The organism is Paenibacillus sp. FSL L8-0340 (genome assembly GCF_038593145.1).
GTDB lineage: Bacteria > Bacillota > Bacilli > Paenibacillales > Paenibacillaceae > Paenibacillus_AQ.
On the sequence record NZ_CP151967.1, the window covers coordinates 4981976 to 4998603 of the forward strand.

Consider the following 16628-nt stretch of genomic DNA (forward strand, 5'->3'; position numbering starts at 1 on the left):
AAGGGTATTTAAAAACCAGAAAAGGGCCAACCGGAACCTTCCGATTGGCCTTATCTTCATTCAACTACAACAGCACTTAGTTATTGCAAATTATACATCTTATAAATCATAACCGAAGCTTCAGCACGGGTTGCAGTCCCAAGCGGATTCACAAGGGTCCCGTTACCAGACACGATTCCATTCTTGACCAGCGTTGCTATGTCTTCAACCGCGAAGGGTCCGATCTTCTTAATATCATCAAACCCTGCCAAGTCCGCTGCAGATCCCTGTTCCAAATGAATCTGCGCAGCACTCAATGCCCGGTTGGCCAAAGCCATCATTTCTTGTCTCGTGATGTTTGCTTCCGGTTCGAAGACATTGCCGCCTTTTCCTTGGACAATCCCGAGCTTCTTAGTTATGCCAATAGCCTCTGCATAATAAGCCGTGGATTTGACATCGGCAAAGTTATCACCTGCTACTTCTGTAAGTCCAAGTGCTTTGACTAATAATACGATAAAGTCCGCTCTTTTAATCTTTGCATTAGGGGCAAATGTCGTATCTGATGTGCCCTGTATCACTCCCTTGGACGCCAGAACCTCGATTGCCTGCCTTGCCCACCCGTGCTTACTGATATCTGTAAAAGATTTATTAACATACGCTACAGCAAATGTGCCGAAATGTGTCGTGGTGAAACTAACCATTCCGGTTTTTTCATCGTAACGGCCGCTTGGAACCGATATTAGATTTCCTTGTCCATCGATATACCAGATAGTGATTTGCTCCTTATGGGCCAATTCCGTTGCCGAAGGCGTGTAAGGAATAGACACCGTTACCGGTGCTTTCGGATTATTCCATTCAATGACCTGATTACCGGCTCGTAAGGTCAGCCCGATGACGGGATGTTGCCCAATCTTTGCTTTCACCCCATCCTCAGTAATATCCGCTACTGCAATCGTTAATCCAATGTTGTCTACACCACTCGCAACAGTTCTGCTTAGCATGTTACTTGGCACGATTATCTTCCCAATGGCCGTAACAATTTCCAGCTTCGAGGTTAAAGTCCCCGTCGTCAGATTCTCAACAGGAAGAAGTATTTCGTATCCCTTTTGTCCTGCTAATTCCTCAACTTCTATAAAGACCGTTGGGACTCCTTTGACTGGTTTCGCAGCTTGTAGCGCTGCTTTCAAATCTGCACTTGCTATCGTTGTTGTTGCGCGTCCTGTGTTAGGATTTACTACAGGCTTCGGAGCTTTGATCATCGCCTTTTGCCCATTATCAACCGGGGTAGTCCCTGGGGTTGTTACGGGATTTGTTACTGGGTTCGTACTGGGATTCGGATTTGGATTATTAGTAATATTGAAAGTGAATTCACCGACAGCACTATGATTCAAGCTGTCTTTAATAGAAACTGCTTTGATCGTCGTATCAGAAGTAACCGTAAGCGGTCCCTGATATAAGAGGCTTGTCGTCGTCGGTACGGTACCATCGGTAGTATAATAAATAGTTGCTCCTTTGGTTCTACTTGTTAGATTCACATTGACCAGGCTGTTATAACTTCCCGCACCTGGACTTGCTTGCGGTGATGCCGCTGCTGCTGCATAGAAGGAGACATAACTGTCATCCATCCCCGCTTTTACGACAATAGCCCGAAGGACTTTCGCAGGTGACACTGAGACAGGACCCGTATATAATGTGCTGTTCTTTGTTGGAAGTGTACCGTCTGTTGTGTAGTAGATTTTCCCGTCAACGATATTCGTATTGAGCTTTACGATTTGCTCGTCATCCCTTTGACTATCTTCATACAAGACATGAGGTGCTGCAGCCATTTCAAAAACCGGCGCCGGAGCGGAATCCGTTGGCTCAAGCTGAAACCGGTCCAAGTTTACTCCGTCGCCATTAATGACAAGCCGAATGGTCTGCGTGCCAGCTGTTAAAGGAAGGATCGAAGCCGCTTCAGAATAGACAACCCAGCCACCAGTACTTGGCAAGCTTGTGGTACCGGTTGTTTGACCCTTCGTCTGCAGCGATACGGAAACTCCGCCTTGTGGAGTCGCATAATTATATTTAACTTTGTAGTTGCTGGACTTCGGTACTGTAACTAAGTAATCCATATAGGTTCCCGCAGCTGTATAACCTAGGTTTGTAATTGGATCTCCTACTTGGATCACGTTCTGACCAGCTTTTACGAAACTCTCCGCTTCCACTTTCAAGATGCCGTCCCCGTCCACGGAATGAGGGCTCACTTCTTCGACTATAATATGCTGCATTTCAAAGGTGCCCACACTGCCGAGAATTCTAATGATCTGCTCCCCTGCTTCCAAATCCGCCGAAGTACGTATGAGATTCCAAGTATTAGGTCCGGAAGGAATGTTAAATGTGGCGAGCGTTGTATGATCAGATTTCATCTGGAAAGCACTGCCTCCACCACTTGGAACTACAGCATTTAACGTAAATGCATATTTGCCGGCTCTCGGAACATTAATCTTAAAGTCTACCCAGTCCCCTGCTCCTATGTCTGTAAATTTCCATCCCTCCGTAAAATCCACTCCTGAGAACTGATAGTAAACATCCGCGCTGACGGTACCTGGTATAGGTGTAGCCGGTGTCTGCCTTGCAGTCCCTTTCAGCTTCATAAGCGCTGAAAGCGGCTTACCATCAGTAGAATCAGAATAGGCGGTAGCCGGTACATTTAGGGTCAGGTTCACATCATTATAATAAGGCGTTCCATCCCATGCGAGTTTTACTTTAACCTTATCCGGGTTGTAAGTAGCGTAGGTAACAGAGGTTACTGTCACACCCTTATCCGTTGCCTCACCAGATAATGAAATGTCATTTACATTTAAACTATTAAAGGTGCCTCCGCTAAGATTCAACGTTACTTCTTTGCCGTTTACATCATAATCCAAAACATCCGGAGTAAGACTTAGCACTTTCTCCTCCCCAGGTACCGTTTGAACGTCACGGTTCCAACGGTAAGTGGCTACTGACTTGGGTGCTAATGTTGCCGCAATTTGTGTTCCGTCACTCACCAGCTTAAACGTTTGTGTTGATGCCGTCTGGTTAATAACGACCGTAACGATCGTTTTCTTATCCGGACTCATGAAGGATACATTCGTTACACTATCCTTATTACCGTAATTGCTGTCGATTCGAGTGTAGCCTGGTTTCACGAACTTTGTGAAGTGGCCCACGAAGTAATACTCCGGCGTCAGCCAATAATTATCGGTGTTCGACGAATCCTGAATTAACATCGTCGGGTCCGGTGTTCCAACCCACTGGTGGGTGTTGATATCGCTATCCAGCATAAGGACCCATGAATTATAGCTTCTTGCCCAATTTCTGAAATACTGTGCAATCCGATCCGTACCTAATGTTCCCCATACTGCACGTTCCGTTAAGTAAACGTTCTTCTCGGGGTACATATCATGCAGCTGAGACATAAGCCCAAGATCGCCGCCGTAATCATGGAAAGCCGTTCCGTCAATCGCTGCGTAGTTCTCAGAATCAGCCAGCATTGGAGCCGGATAAGACATCGTGTCGCCCGGGTTGTGGTCGAATATCCATAACTTGACGTCCAGTCCTGCTGCTGTAAGCTTCTGCTTCAGCAGCTTGGCAAGCTCCGCTTCTTGTTGCCAAGGCATTTTCGTACTGGGATATTCGATTTCAAGAAGAGGCTCGTTCTGTAAGGTCATCGCTTCGATAACAATCCCTTGCTTCTTATACTCTTGAATGAATTTGACATAATAGTCCGCGAGTACAGGCAGGTATTCATCCTTGACCTGCCCTTTAACCATGCTGTCAGTGGTCTTCATCCAGCCTGGAGGACTCCATGGTGAAGCGAAAAATTTGAGTTCCGGATTGATCGCCACCATTTTCTGCAATGCCGGAATAATACCGAAGTCGATATCCTTCTGAATTGAGAAATGACTTAAGCTTGTGTCCGTTTCCCCCTTTGGCATATCATCATAGGAATAAAACTTCTGTGCTGTAAAGTCAGCCGAACCAATCGTCACGCGCATCATACTCATGCCAATGCCTTCAGTCTTGCTCACTAGCTTCTTCAGTAATTCGTCCTGTTTCGCTGGTGACATCTTGAGCAGATTGTAAACAGTCGATTCTTCCATCGATGTTCCAATCCCCATCATCGACTGATATTCTTTGTTAGGATCAATAGTAATCGTTGTAACTTTAGGGTCAATGGCCGTTCCAACCTCAGTCAAGTCGATATTAGCTTGCTGTTCAAGCTTCTTGTCACCATCCTGCCAACGAGGATCGTAATACCATCCCATATCCCCGGAATCCCGTTCAGTGGTTACCCAGTTCTCTACTGCGTTCGCCTGTATGACCGGTGCCGGGGTTACAATTCCCCCACTATCAATTTCTGGCGCTGCGGGTGAGAAGCCTTTGGAACCAAACCAGTTTAAGTTTAGTCCGCCCGCCTTAAGCACTAACTTAATTTTCTGAACACCTGCTGTAAGGGCAATGTCATGAACTGTAGTCGTCTTCCAGTTCTGCCAGGCTCCTGTGCGGTTTACGGATAACTCTCCGAGTTTCACACCTGACTCATTTAGAATGTTAAATCCGGTAGTATCACCTTCACCGGCATGGCGGAAATCTATATCAAACACTCCATCTGCTGGAACGTCGATCAGATATTCCATCCAGTCCCCTGCATCTGCATAGCTAATATTTTGGCCTCCACCCACATCAGCAGTGCCCTCTAACTGTATCCCTTGCTGTTGTATGAAGCTCTCCGCCTCTACTTTCGCGTAGAGAGCGTTGCCCGGCTTTTGCGGAAGAGCGGGTAAAACAGGTGTGGATTCGTTTTTAGTCAATCCATACCCATAATCAAACAGAATATATTGCTGTTCTAAATTCGAGGTGCCTGCCTTCAAAGCTGAGTATGCCTCTGTGTAGAAAGGCCAACGAATCGGTAATTTACCTGTGAATTCGTAATCACCGAAAAGGACATCAGCTACTCCCTGCCCCTCCGTTCCCGGCAGCCAAGCTTCAACCAGCCCTGCAATATCCTCCAATTGATCATTTATGATCAAAGGTCTTCCGGATACGAGGACAACAATCGTCGGAACCCCAGATTTGCGGATATTATTTAACGTAGCAATATCTTCCTTATCCAACTTGAGACTGTTCAGGCCATCACCGTTTGATTCGGCGTACGGCTTTTCACCGATAACAGCAATCGCGACATCGTTGCCTGCTGCGCCACGGCCATGTTTGTTGTAGGTTACCTTCTTTGATTCACCAGCTGTGTTCTTAATCCCCTGAAGGATCGTGGTTCCTTCCGTAATTTTCCCGGATAGACCCTGCCAGCTGATGGACCAGCCACCCGACTGTATGCCGATATCATCTGCACTTTTGCCTGCGACAAAAATCTTGTTCATATTCTTAAGCCGGGAAAGGATCGGCTGACCATTTACCTTATCGTTTTTCAGGAGAACGAGGGATTCACGTACTGCCTTCTGGGCAAGCGCACGGTGTGATTTAGAGCCGAAGGTAGTCACAAGACTCTGATCCGTCATCGGATGCTCAAATGCACCTGACTCAAACTTAACGCGCAAAATACGCGTTACTGCGTCATCTATACGGCTTTGACTAATTGATCCATCCTCTACAAGTGCCTTCAGGTGAGTGATGGTTACTTTCCAATCGGCTGGCATCATCAACATGTCAACGCCGGCATTCACAGCTACTTTAATCTGGTTCTTCAATCCACTGACTGCATTACCCTCCCAATCCTTGTTGATTTGCTGCACGGCATTATAGTCCGTAATAACAAAGCCCGTGAAGCCAAGCTGGCCCTCGCCTGTACCCTTCAGCGCATCGGTGAGAATACGTTTGTTCGCGTGCATCTTCAATCCTTGGATACTGTTATAGGAAGCCATTACCGTCCTTGCCCCAGCTTCTATAGCCTTTTTGTACATAGGCAGATTCAGGTCGAGCACTTCCTGCTCAGTCATCCCGGTGATATCGCCCTGATTCACTCCATTATCCGTTAACCCTTCTCCAAGAAAGTGTTTTGCGGAGGCGATCACCCGATCACTATTCTTCAACTCGCCAATGTTTTTTCCCTGCAGTCCCTTTATGTACGCAGAGGCCATTTCAGCTACAAGGGACTGGTTGTCACTGAAGCCTTCATACGTCCGGCCCCAATTTATATGTTGCGGATCAGCAATGGTAGGACCAAAGATCCAATTCGTTCCAGATGCTTTAGCCTCCTGTGCGGTTGCGATCCCAATTTGTTCGACAAGTTCTGTATTTCGTGTGGCTCCTAAACCTATATTATGTGGGAATAAGGTCGCACCCATGATATTGTTCTGACCATGTACCGCATCAACCCCATAGAGAAGCGGAATACCCAGTGGTGTTGATAAAGCACCTGCTTGATAGGAATCCACCAGTGCCTCCCACTTCTCACGAGTACTGTCTAATTGCTTCCCGTTCGGGAAAGAACCTCCGCCACTGAGAACCGAACCTAAGTGATACTTCTTGACATCTTCCGGTGTGACGGATGCACGCTCCGCCTGCACCATTTGCCCGATTTTCTCATCCAGAGACATCCGTCCCAGCAAGTCCGCCACTCGGGTATCCACAGGCAGTGAGGCTTTATAATAGGGAACCAGGGCTTCCGTAGTTGACGCTGCTGCATAGGAAGTTGCAGGTGCTGCTCCTGCAAGTGTTGACCACAAAAGGAGTAAAGCGGTGGCCGAGGAAATTGCGCGTTTCAACATTTCATATTGCCTCCTTCAAAAGTAGTGAGCATTGAAATTCGATTACAAATTCCCCTTTCTAACAGAACCTCCTTAGGCAATTGTTATATAACGATTGAAAGCGTAATCATATATAATCATAATTTCAGCATTCACAAAAATATAGGAGTCATTTTTTAGATAACCTGCAGCATTTTTTAGATTATTCCTATCTTAAATTTATGTCAGTTCTTACAATAGACCAAACCTCCTAAAATCGCCTATAATATTACAATACACAACACTTTTATTAGGGGGAAATAGTTATTATGGACTGGATGAACAAGCTTCCGTTAAAACAGAGAATAGTTGCCGGTTGTTATCTGATTGCCGCATTATTCGCAGTTCCTGTTCTGATTACTTTATTGATCATGGGCAAGATCCTGATCGGAATTATTCTTGTTGTGGTGCTTTCAGCGCTGACTTATCCTCTTTCACGATTTATTGAGAGAACGCTTACATCTTCGTTTGACGACATTTCCAATGTGACGCACACGATTGCCAAAGGAGATTTCACAAGCCGTGCGGACGAAAGCGGGGCCATGGGCGACATCAGCCGCTCGTTCAACACGATGATCGAGAAGCTGAAGAAGATTCTGACGGAAGCTTCGGGAATTACCCGCCAGGTAATGGACGCGAGCCGGGGTATTGAAGACAAGAACCAGAATCTCAAGATTGTCATGGCACAGGTTGCCTCTTCTTCCAACGAGCTGGCCCTGGGCGCCAATGAGATATCCGTGGATATTGCAGATATGACGGAATCCATCAAAGACATAGAAACCAAAGTTTCTAACTACACAAGCTCAACTAAAGAAATGAATAAACGTTCTATACATACGCTGGAGCTGGTCGAAAAAGGACGTGTGTCCGTTGACACTCAGGCAGAAGGCATGCGTAAAAATATTCAGGCTACGCAAAAGGTGGCCGATACGATTGATGCCCTTTCACAAAATGCCCGGGGAATTACCATGATTACGAAGACCATCACCGAAATTGCCGAGCAGACCAACCTGCTGTCGCTGAACGCATCCATTGAAGCCGCACGCGCAGGCGAGCATGGCCGGGGGTTCGCCGTGGTAGCCCAGGAGGTCCGCAAGCTTGCCGAGGAGTCCACCGCTTCTACTAAGGAAGTATTCGGGCTGGTACGCAGTATCGAAGCCGACATCAAGCAGGCAATCGACAATATTGCCATCAACGAAGAGGTCGTGCAGGTTCAGAACGAGATGATCACTGAGACCGCTCATATTTTCGCGCAAATTGTGCAAAGTGTTCAGTACATAACCGAGCAAATCGCCTCCTTCTCTGCTGAAAGTGATCTCATGCTGGAAAGTGCACTCAAAATCTCCAGCGCCATTGAGAATATTTCCGCGATTACCCAGCAGACGGCAGCCGGAACCGAAGAGGTATCTGCAGCCATGAATGAGCAAATCAATGCCCTGCAATCCGTAGCCGAAGAGACAGATAAAATGACGCAAGCTGTATTCCAGCTGCAAAAGACCATTCACATCTTCAAGTTCTAGATTAAGCGTATCCTGCTCAGAGACCTCTTTATGGATTATGGCTGATTATCAGCTGTATCCTGAAGAGGTTTTTTTTTGATATTTTGTGACAAATTAATACAAGTTTCGACTTTATTATTGCATATACATGAAATTCATGGTTATCTATATGAACAGATATACATGAGGACCGCAAAGGCAAGTTTAGCTGCCCCCTCATGTTCAGCAATCCACTAACGGGAGTGATGTACAGATGGGGAAATTTATTTTAAAGAAAGATGTGGAACAGAAAGTCATCGAAATCGAATTGGAAGGCACCTTCTCTGAAGAGGACGGTCTCCGGTCTATCCAAACTTATCAGCAAACGATCAATCCTATTAACCCAGCCGACTATGAACTAAAAATTGATTGTATAAGGTTAAATGTAACCGCTCCAGATGTGGTGCCTCTGCTGGAAAGCTGCTTCGTGATGTTCAAGAGCGACGGATTTGTGAAGGTTAAGCTGACGCTGGAAAACAATCCGATCCTTAAAATGCAGCTGGCGCGGCTGGGCCGCAAGGCTGGTCTTGAGAATTTAGAGATCATTTCCGCGGTTGAAGTGTAGCAGCCGTTATGGGAGAATATGTAATTAACAAAATGACTGATTTCTCGGAAGAATCTACTGCGGCTGTGAAGTCGCTGGAGCTGCTCTGTAAAAATTCCGATGGGAGCAATCTGAGAGTTGGCGTTGAGAGTCTGGGACCGGAGAACGGTGATGCTGCTTTCCTCTGCCATGCCGGGGAACAGTTAACCGGTTTTCTGAGCTGATGCTGGTTGGACTGATAAGAGTTAATAAAGTTGACTCCCGGACAGCGGTTATCCACGATTTCTGCGTCCTTCCGGCTAAAGCCCGCCAGAACAAATACGGCGCTCAAGAAGAACCTACTCTTCTTGAGCGCCGCTTGCGTGATGGGGTGTTGGTAAAACTCGTTTCCAAATCGGTACATGAATACATTCCTGCTTACTGACGCCCCTCATGCTTCTCCCAGCCCATGGTACGCGCTACAGCATCCTTCCAGGCGCCATAGCGGCGTTCCCGTTCCTCCTGCTCCATCAGCGGCGAGAACACCTTCTCGGCCTTGTTGAAGCTCTCAAGCTCTTCTCTTGACCAAATCCCTGAGGTGAGTCCGGCCAGCAGCGCTGCCCCCAGAGCCGTCGTCTCCGCATAGGTGGTGCGGGTCACCTCACTGCCTAGAATATCTGATTGAAACTGCATCAGCAGATCATTGCGGACAGCGCCGCCATCCACGCGCAGTCCGGTCAGCGGCATCCCGGCGTCTTTTTCCATCGCCCCAATCACATCCCGGGACTGAAAAGCCAGCGACTCCAGCGTGGCCCGCACCAGGTGACCTGCCGTAGTCCCCCGGGTCAGTCCGAACACCGCGCCGCGGGCGTACATATCCCAATAAGGCGCCCCTAGGCCGGTGAAGGCCGGTACGACCACGACACCTTCGCTGTCCTCCACTTCCCTTGCTTTGTCCTCCGAGTCCGAGGGGCCGGTAATCAGCCCCAGTCCTTCCTCCAGCCACTGGACGGCTGCACCAGCCACAAAGACACTGCCTTCGAGCGCATAATACAATTCATCGCCCATGCCCCAGGCTACGGTGGTCAGCAGCCCATGAGTGGAGACGACTGCTTCTGTACCTGTATTCATCAGAATAAAGCAGCCTGTGCCGTATGTATTTTTGGCGCTGCCGGCATCCAGACAGGTATGGCCGAACAATGCGGCCTGCTGATCGCCAAGGACGGAGCGGATAGGAATTTCCGCACCGAACCACTGTGCCTGGGCTACGCCGAATTCTCCACCGGACATCCGCACCTCCGGGAGAATGGCGCGGGGGATGCGCAGAACTTTGATAAGCCGCTCATCCCATTTGCGCTCATGCAGATTAAACAGCATCGTACGTGAAGCATTGGTCACGTCCGTGGCGTGCACAGCGCCTCCGGTGAGCTTCCAGATCAGCCAGCTGTCAATGGTTCCGGCAAGCAGCTCTCCCCGCTCGGCACGTTCCCTTGAGCCCGGCACATGGTCCAGAATCCAGGCCAGCTTTGTTGCCGAGAAATAGGCATCGACGACAAGTCCAGTCTTCTCGGCAATTTCAGCGGCAAGACCTTGCCGCTTAATGTCCTCACACTGCTCCGCCGTGCGCCGGTCCTGCCAGACAATGGCCGGATAAATCGGCACACCTGTAACCCTGTCCCAAATGAGCGCAGTTTCCCGCTGATTGGTGATGCCGATGGCCAAAATCTCCGCAGCCGGGACCCGACTTCCGCTGATAGCATCTCTGGCTGCGGCAAGCTGGCTTTCCCAGATTTGCTCCGGGTCATGCTCAACCCAGCCTGGACGGGGGAAAGATTGTTTAATATCATACTGACCCTGGGAGAGCATGCCCGCTTCCAGATCAAACATAATCGCCCGTGAGCTGGTCGTGCCTTGGTCCAACGATAAAATCATGATAGATGCCTCCTTGATTTGCTGCAAGATGTTCCACGGTGAACAAGATTAAAGTGCTAGTTTCAACAAAAAGCACCTCTGCTGTCAGAGGCGCTGTCATGCTGAGTCAAGCGTTTACTGTTTTTCGACAGGAAGCCGCAGCGTAAAGGTTGTCCCCTCGCCAAGCTTGCTGTACGCGGTAATTTGCCCTTGATGCGACTCGACGATATTTTTAACGATCGCCAGTCCCAATCCCGTTCCCCCGGATTCCCCACGGACACGAGCTTTATCTGCCTTGTAGAAACGTTCGAAAATATAAGGAAGATCCTCCGGTGCAATGCCGACTCCTTCATCCCGGACTTCAATCCCCAGGTAACGCCGGCCTTCCAGAATCACCGTGCTGGTGACAATGGTAATGTGCTTGCCTGCGGGTGTATGGCGGAATGCATTATCCAGCAGATTTGTCAGAACCTGCTCCAGCTTATCTTCGTCAGCAGCCTTAAGGAGCGGTATATCGCCAGACTTGGTCAGCTCCAAATGAATCTCCCGTTCCTTGGCCCGTACGGAAAACTTTCGGTATATGCGTTCCAGCAGCTCATCCATATCCACCTGCGACTTGGCCATATCCGTATGTCCTGCCTCCATGCGGGCAAGATCCAGCAAATCCTTAACCAGCCGTCCCATACGCAGCGATTCATCATGGATAACCTGCACCAGCTCGCTGCTCTCCTCCGGCGAGGAGGCCATTCCATCCAGCAGCGCCTCGCTGTAGCCCTGCATCATCGAGAGTGGTGTGCGGATTTCATGCGATACGTTGGCCACAAAGTCCGTGCGCATTTTCTCCAGGCGCACCTCTTCAGTCACATCACGCAGAACCGCTACAGCGCCGCGGATATTCCCTTCCGAATAAAGCGGAGCCATATGAACCGACCAGACTCCCTGGCGGACATGCACATTAGAACGCTCGTCGCTTCCCTGTCTCAGCGTGCTGAAGAACAGCGGCCGTAGCGGCGGCGGCACATCGCCTGAAGCAACCGCATCAGGATCAAGCTCAGAATCGCTTTCCTGCTCGTGGTCTAAATCCTTCCAGGCTTGAAGCAGTTTTTGGCCGTGCGGGTTGGTCAATATAATCCGGCCTTCGATGTCAAACGTGATGACGGCATCGCTCATGCTGCGCAGAACACTCGACAGATGACCCTTCTCGTGGTTCAAACTACGGATATTCTCCTCCAGCTCTTCAGCCATATGGTTGAATGAAGTGGCCAATTGACCAATTTCGTCGCTCGTCACAAGTGTCAGCCTTGTCCCGTATTCACCCTTGCGGATATTGTTGGCCGCTTCAATGACCTGCTGCATCGGCTGGGTAATCTTAGTAAATAAAAACAAGGCAAAAAATGTCGTCAACGAGAACCCGATCATACAGGCATACATGAACAAACGTTTAATCGCCCCGGAATTGGCGAAGTTGCTGTCGATATAAGGCAGCAGAGACAGCCCCACCGTAATGAGCACGACAGCAACCAGACAGATGATCGTGATCCACAGCTTGCCGACAAGACTTCTCCAGAAATTCACTTATTTAGGTACCTCGAGCTTGTAGCCTACGCCCCATACTGTGGTGATCATCGCTGCTGATTCCGGTGAAACTTTATTCAGTTTCTCGCGAAGCCGTTTGACATGGGTATCCACTGTACGTAAATCTCCGAAAAACTCGTAATTCCACACATCCTTAAGCAGCTCTTCGCGCGAGAATACCTTGTCCGGCGAGATAGCCAAATAATGCAGCAGCTCGTATTCCTTCGGGGTCAGGCTTACTTCCTGGCCGCCTGCAGTTACACGGTGTGCATCATGCTCAATAATAAGATGCGGGAAAACGATATTGTTGCTGGAATTGCTCTCTTTGGATAAAAAGGCCGTTGCCGAAGAACGGCGCATAATGGCCTTGACCCGATAGATCACTTCCCGCGGGCTGAACGGTTTAACCACATAGTCGTCTGCACCCATTTCAAAGCCCTGGACCCGGTTGATTTCCTCGCCCTTGGCGGTCAGCATCAGAACAGGAGTAGATTTGACCCCTCGGAGTCTCGTCAGCACTTCAATCCCATCGATGCCCGGCAGCATGACATCCAGCAAAATAAGGCCATAATCATTGGCCGTTGCTTTGCGCAGAGCAATTTCGCCGTCTTCCGCTTCGTCGATTTCGTAGCCTTCTTTTTCAAGGTACATCTTTAGCAGGCGGCGAATGCGCTCTTCATCATCCACCACCAGAATTCTATTCAAATGCTCTGCCATTTCACAACAACCCCTTCATCAAATACAGTAGAACGTTATCTTAAAACCAAGTGCTGCGATAGTAAACAAAGTTGCTCAGTCCGTCCCCGCATAAGAATGAAGCCCGGCGATGACCAGATTAACGCCCACCAAGGTGAACATTACGACCAGAAAGCCGAGTACGGCAAGCCACGCGGATTTGCGCCCTTGCCATCCGCGGGCCAGCCGCAAATGGAGATAGGCGCTGTAGAACAGCCAGGTGACGAGAGCCCACACTTCTTTGGGATCCCAGCCCCAGAATCTGCCCCAGGCTACTTGAGCCCAGATCATGGCAAATATCAGTGCACCCAGTGTAAAGATCGGGAATCCAATGGCTATAGCCCTGTACGTAATTTCGTCGAGGTCATTCTCATCGATTCCGTCCAGTACCGGGTGTATGGCCTTGCCTAACGGCTTGCGGGCAATGAGGCGCAGGAGTCCATAGATAAGCGTGCCGGAGATCAGCGACCAGATAACCGTGTTGAATTTCCGTCCCGCATTGACACCATTCATCCATGAAGGCGCTTCGAAGAGAGGCTCCTTCATGCCGAGAAACGACTGGAATTGCTCAATTTCGCTATGATACGGCGCCACAATCGGCGGCATTTTATAGCTCACTCTTTCTATTGTACTATCTTCCTGCCCGGGGCTGTCAATCGTAACGTTAGAACGAACGAAAACAGTTTCGTATCCGGCGCCGCGAAAAGCAAAGACGCTCCCAAGAAACCCTATTATAACAATGATCGAAAAGAGAGTAAATTCGACCAGCCGCTGCTGCTTGCGGTCGCTCCGCTCCGCGCTGTCGAAATTCACTGTGCGCAGCAGATACATCAGACCGGCTGCGAAGCCGACTGCGAAGAAAGATTCGCCCAAGGCGGCCAGGGTAACATGAATGTTCAGGTAGATGGATTTCAAAGAAGGTATCAGCGGCTGAACCTCCTGCGGAAATACTGCCGCATAAGCCATAACGATGATGGAAATCGGTACCGCAAAGACGCCGAGAATGATCTTGCGGTAGATGGCGAAGATTACTGTGAAGGCAACCATCACCATCATGGATAAAAAGGTCATGAACTCATACATATTGCTGACCGGAATATGACCCGATCCCATCCAGCGGGTGATGAAATAAGCCATGTGGCAAATGAGGCCCAAAGAGGAAACTATAAACGCGATTCTGCCCCAGCGCGCGGTATGCTCTTCCGGTTTTCTGCCAGACCACCTGCGCCCCATAATAGCGATTGTGAACAACATAAACGCACCGCTGTATAAGAAAAATGCGATGATAAAGACATCACTGCTGAAATCGAGCAAGCTCATGCCATGCCTCCTCCGTTGTCCAATGATTTTTCATCGACTGTCATGTCTATCTTCTTCAGAATAGAAACGATCTCACGGCGGAAGCCGAACCAATTCTTGTTCGTATGGCCACCCAGTACAAGTTCTCCGTTCTCCAGCGTCAGCCAGATGCGTCTATGCTGCCAGTAGAAGCCGAGCACGAGCCCAAGCATTACGATCCCGGCACCAATCCAGACAAAGGGCATTGCACGGTCCACACGTACATTGAGGAAGGAGGTGGACTCTGCAAAATCAACATCGCTCATGCTCTTCACTTCAAGCTCCAGAAACCGGCTGCCGCCTCCCAGCTTATCGTTGATCGTCTGCTGCTGGAACTGATCCTTGTCAATCGCCTTCGGAAAATAGAAATATTGCTGCCCTTCCCCCGGCAGGTCCGGCCCCGTAATCAGAAAAAGGAATGCAGGCGCATTCGGATAAGGTGACTTGGATACCGGCTGCCCCTCCTCGTTCAGACCGAAATCCATATATTTCTCTTTCAGCTCCAGGGTGTAGGGACCGACCTGAAAGATGCGCTGAGAGTTCTTCATCTCCAGCTTGAACTTGCCGAATGCCTCACCCGTAGCTGAATTCACCAGCTCAGGCTGTACTGAGCGCAGTACAGGGGTCAGATCATAATCAAACTGATACGCTTTCAAACCTTTGTAGCTGAGCGGTGAATTCACACGAATATCATGGGAGATCACCTCTGCGAGCTGCGGCTCCTTCGAAGGATCGGCACAATCGGCGGTGCATTCATAAAGCTTGGCCTTTGTCTCATACAGCTTCGGCAGCACTTTCCTGCCGCGGAATTCCTCAGGCATCTCTGCTTCCGAGTAAAATTCCACTGTAAACTTCTCATTGAGTAAATAATAAGTGGTATCCGGAATCCTAGTCATTTCCCCTTGCGGAAAAGCGAGATGCTGATCCATATTCAGTCCCGGAAGTCCTCTCGCCAGTACGGCGAGCAAAAAAATAATCAGGCCGATATGTATGACATAGGGTCCCCAGCGGCTGAAACGGTGCTTCTCAGCCAGCAGAGCGCCCCCCTCTGTCCTTACACGGTAGCCTTTTTTCTTAAGCGGCTCTACAATTCCGGCCACCCAAGTCTCCGGATCTTCCTGTACACCAGTGACCAGAACAGCCTTTTGGCGGGTCAGAAACTGCCGGTGCTTGCGGATCTTCTGTCGGGTGAGCGCCTTGTACAGCGGAAGTACGCGGTCCAGGCTGCAGATCACCAGTGAAGCTCCGATCATTACCAGCAGGGTTACAAACCACCAGGATTCATAGGTGTGCGAAAGTCCAAGTCTATAATAGATATTCCCGGCTGTTCCGTACGTTTCTTTGTAATACGTTGAGGCATCAATGTTCAGAAAAGTACTCTCCTGCGGGAAAATCGTACCCAGCATGGAGCCCAGCAGCGTCAGCACAATCAGGTAAATCGCTATTTTGACAGAGGAAAAAAAGTTCCACACGCGGTCGATCACTCCGGGATTCACACGCTGTGAACGGCGGGCAACTCCATCGTAGCGCATTTCAAGATTCTCTCCCGAGGAACTTTCCTTCTCCTCCAGCGGTTTGCCGCAGGCTTCGCACAGAACGGTACCTACCGGATTCTGATGCCCGCATTCGCATTTGGTATTGCTGATCAGCGGCGTCCGATTCTTCATTCGTTCACCAGCTTTCCGATCTGGGACTCCAGTGAGTTCAGATCCAGCTGGCCTATATGAATGCTGTCCACTTTGCCCTTCTTATCAATAAAGAAGGTGGTGGGCAATGGGGATACGCCATAGCTGCGGACGGCATCCCGTCCGGTGTCCATGACAATCGGGAAATCAATTTCGACAAGCTTAACAAAATTCTCCACTGTCATCTGATCCTCGCCGACGTTAACCCCCACGACCACTACACCTTGATCTTTCCATTTCTCCCACTGCGCCTGCAGAGCAGGCATTTCCTTCACACAAGGGCCGCACCATGAGCCCCAAAAATTAAGCACAACCGATTTGCCCTTGTACTCTTCGAGCGTATGGGTCAAACCGTCTAGTCCCAACAGTTCAAAGGACGGCGCCCTTCCGCCCTCCCGGGGTTTTCCGTCTCCTCCGAATACGGAGGAACCGATTGCATAACCTCCAAGCAAAAGTATCAAAAACAGAATTACGATTTGAATCGGCTTTCTCGCTTTGCCCACACGCGAAGCCCCCTTCTGTGACGCAACTCATACTTTGTTTGTTAGGTGTGAACATCCTATGAACATTATACCGA

The 16628-nt window shown here is 49.4% G+C and carries 11 protein-coding genes; 4 read left to right on the top strand and 7 right to left on the bottom strand.

The window, feature by feature from the left end:
• Positions 1–80 precede the first annotated feature (80 nt).
• Positions 81–6728 (bottom strand): glycoside hydrolase family 3 N-terminal domain-containing protein, encoded by a 6648-nt coding sequence (locus tag NST07_RS22765; protein WP_342480214.1) that lies wholly within the window; start codon positions 6726–6728, stop codon positions 81–83.
• 287 nt (positions 6729–7015) lie between these two features.
• Here NST07_RS22765 and NST07_RS22770 point away from each other — a divergent pair, with 287 nt between their 5' ends.
• The 4 genes from NST07_RS22770 (at position 7016) to NST07_RS22785 (ending at position 9252) form a co-directional block, all read left to right on the top strand.
• Positions 7016–8266 carry a methyl-accepting chemotaxis protein gene (locus NST07_RS22770; protein ID WP_076108999.1) on the top strand — a complete coding sequence of 417 codons (1251 nt, stop codon included), beginning with the start codon at positions 7016–7018 and terminating at the stop codon, positions 8264–8266.
• Between the two features lie 232 nt (positions 8267–8498).
• Positions 8499–8849 carry a hypothetical protein gene (locus NST07_RS22775; protein ID WP_342480215.1) on the top strand — a complete coding sequence of 117 codons (351 nt, stop codon included), beginning with the start codon at positions 8499–8501 and terminating at the stop codon, positions 8847–8849.
• Positions 8850–8881: 32 nt separating this feature from the next.
• Positions 8882–9052 carry a hypothetical protein gene (locus tag NST07_RS22780; protein WP_342480216.1) on the top strand — a complete coding sequence of 57 codons (171 nt, stop codon included), beginning with the start codon at positions 8882–8884 and terminating at the stop codon, positions 9050–9052.
• Positions 9052–9252: a hypothetical protein gene (locus NST07_RS22785; protein ID WP_342480217.1), complete on the top strand. Its 201-nt coding sequence runs from the start codon at positions 9052–9054 to the stop codon at positions 9250–9252. Before NST07_RS22780 ends, NST07_RS22785 begins: the two co-directional genes overlap by 1 nt.
• On the opposite strand, the gene glpK is transcribed toward NST07_RS22785, so the two are convergent.
• The 6 genes from glpK to resA form a co-directional block, all read right to left on the bottom strand.
• On the bottom strand, positions 9246–10739 hold the full coding sequence (gene glpK, locus NST07_RS22790; RefSeq protein WP_341379148.1) for a glycerol kinase GlpK: 1494 nt from the start codon (positions 10737–10739) through the stop codon (positions 9246–9248). The genes NST07_RS22785 and glpK overlap by 7 nt on opposite strands.
• Positions 10740–10853: 114 nt before the next feature.
• Positions 10854–12293, bottom strand: coding sequence for an ATP-binding protein (locus tag NST07_RS22795; RefSeq protein ID WP_341094580.1), 1440 nt, complete (start codon positions 12291–12293; stop codon positions 10854–10856).
• The gene (locus NST07_RS22800; protein ID WP_020427515.1) at positions 12294–13010 is read right to left on the bottom strand and encodes a response regulator transcription factor; all 717 of its coding nucleotides are present in this window, start codon (positions 13008–13010) and stop codon (positions 12294–12296) included.
• A gap of 75 nt (positions 13011–13085) precedes the next feature.
• The gene (gene ccsA / locus NST07_RS22805; protein ID WP_341094582.1) at positions 13086–14348 is read right to left on the bottom strand and encodes a cytochrome c biogenesis protein CcsA; all 1263 of its coding nucleotides are present in this window, start codon (positions 14346–14348) and stop codon (positions 13086–13088) included.
• Positions 14345–16033 carry a cytochrome c biogenesis protein ResB gene (locus tag NST07_RS22810; RefSeq protein ID WP_341379150.1) on the bottom strand — a complete coding sequence of 563 codons (1689 nt, stop codon included), beginning with the start codon at positions 16031–16033 and terminating at the stop codon, positions 14345–14347. The genes ccsA and NST07_RS22810 overlap by 4 nt, the downstream gene beginning before the upstream one ends.
• Positions 16030–16554, bottom strand: a complete 525-nt coding sequence (gene resA / locus NST07_RS22815; RefSeq protein WP_038594589.1) for a thiol-disulfide oxidoreductase ResA — start codon at positions 16552–16554, stop codon at positions 16030–16032. The genes NST07_RS22810 and resA overlap by 4 nt, the downstream gene beginning before the upstream one ends.
• Between the last annotated feature and the right edge of the window lie 74 nt (positions 16555–16628).

Excerpts from the sequence above, each read along its gene's own strand:
- NST07_RS22765 (WP_342480214.1), bottom strand. The coding sequence starts at position 6,728 with ATGTTGAAACGCGCAATTTCCTCGGCCACCGCTTTACTCCTTTTGTGG.
- NST07_RS22770 (WP_076108999.1), top strand. The coding sequence starts at position 7,016 with ATGGACTGGATGAACAAGCTTCCGTTAAAACAGAGAATAGTTGCCGGT.
- NST07_RS22775 (WP_342480215.1), top strand. The coding sequence starts at position 8,499 with ATGGGGAAATTTATTTTAAAGAAAGATGTGGAACAGAAAGTCATCGAA.
- NST07_RS22780 (WP_342480216.1), top strand. The coding sequence starts at position 8,882 with ATGACTGATTTCTCGGAAGAATCTACTGCGGCTGTGAAGTCGCTGGAG.
- NST07_RS22785 (WP_342480217.1), top strand. The coding sequence starts at position 9,052 with ATGCTGGTTGGACTGATAAGAGTTAATAAAGTTGACTCCCGGACAGCG.
- glpK (WP_341379148.1), bottom strand. The coding sequence starts at position 10,739 with ATGATTTTATCGTTGGACCAAGGCACGACCAGCTCACGGGCGATTATG.
- NST07_RS22800 (WP_020427515.1), bottom strand. The coding sequence starts at position 13,010 with ATGGCAGAGCATTTGAATAGAATTCTGGTGGTGGATGATGAAGAGCGC.
- ccsA (WP_341094582.1), bottom strand. The coding sequence starts at position 14,348 with ATGAGCTTGCTCGATTTCAGCAGTGATGTCTTTATCATCGCATTTTTC.
- NST07_RS22810 (WP_341379150.1), bottom strand. The coding sequence starts at position 16,033 with ATGAAGAATCGGACGCCGCTGATCAGCAATACCAAATGCGAATGCGGG.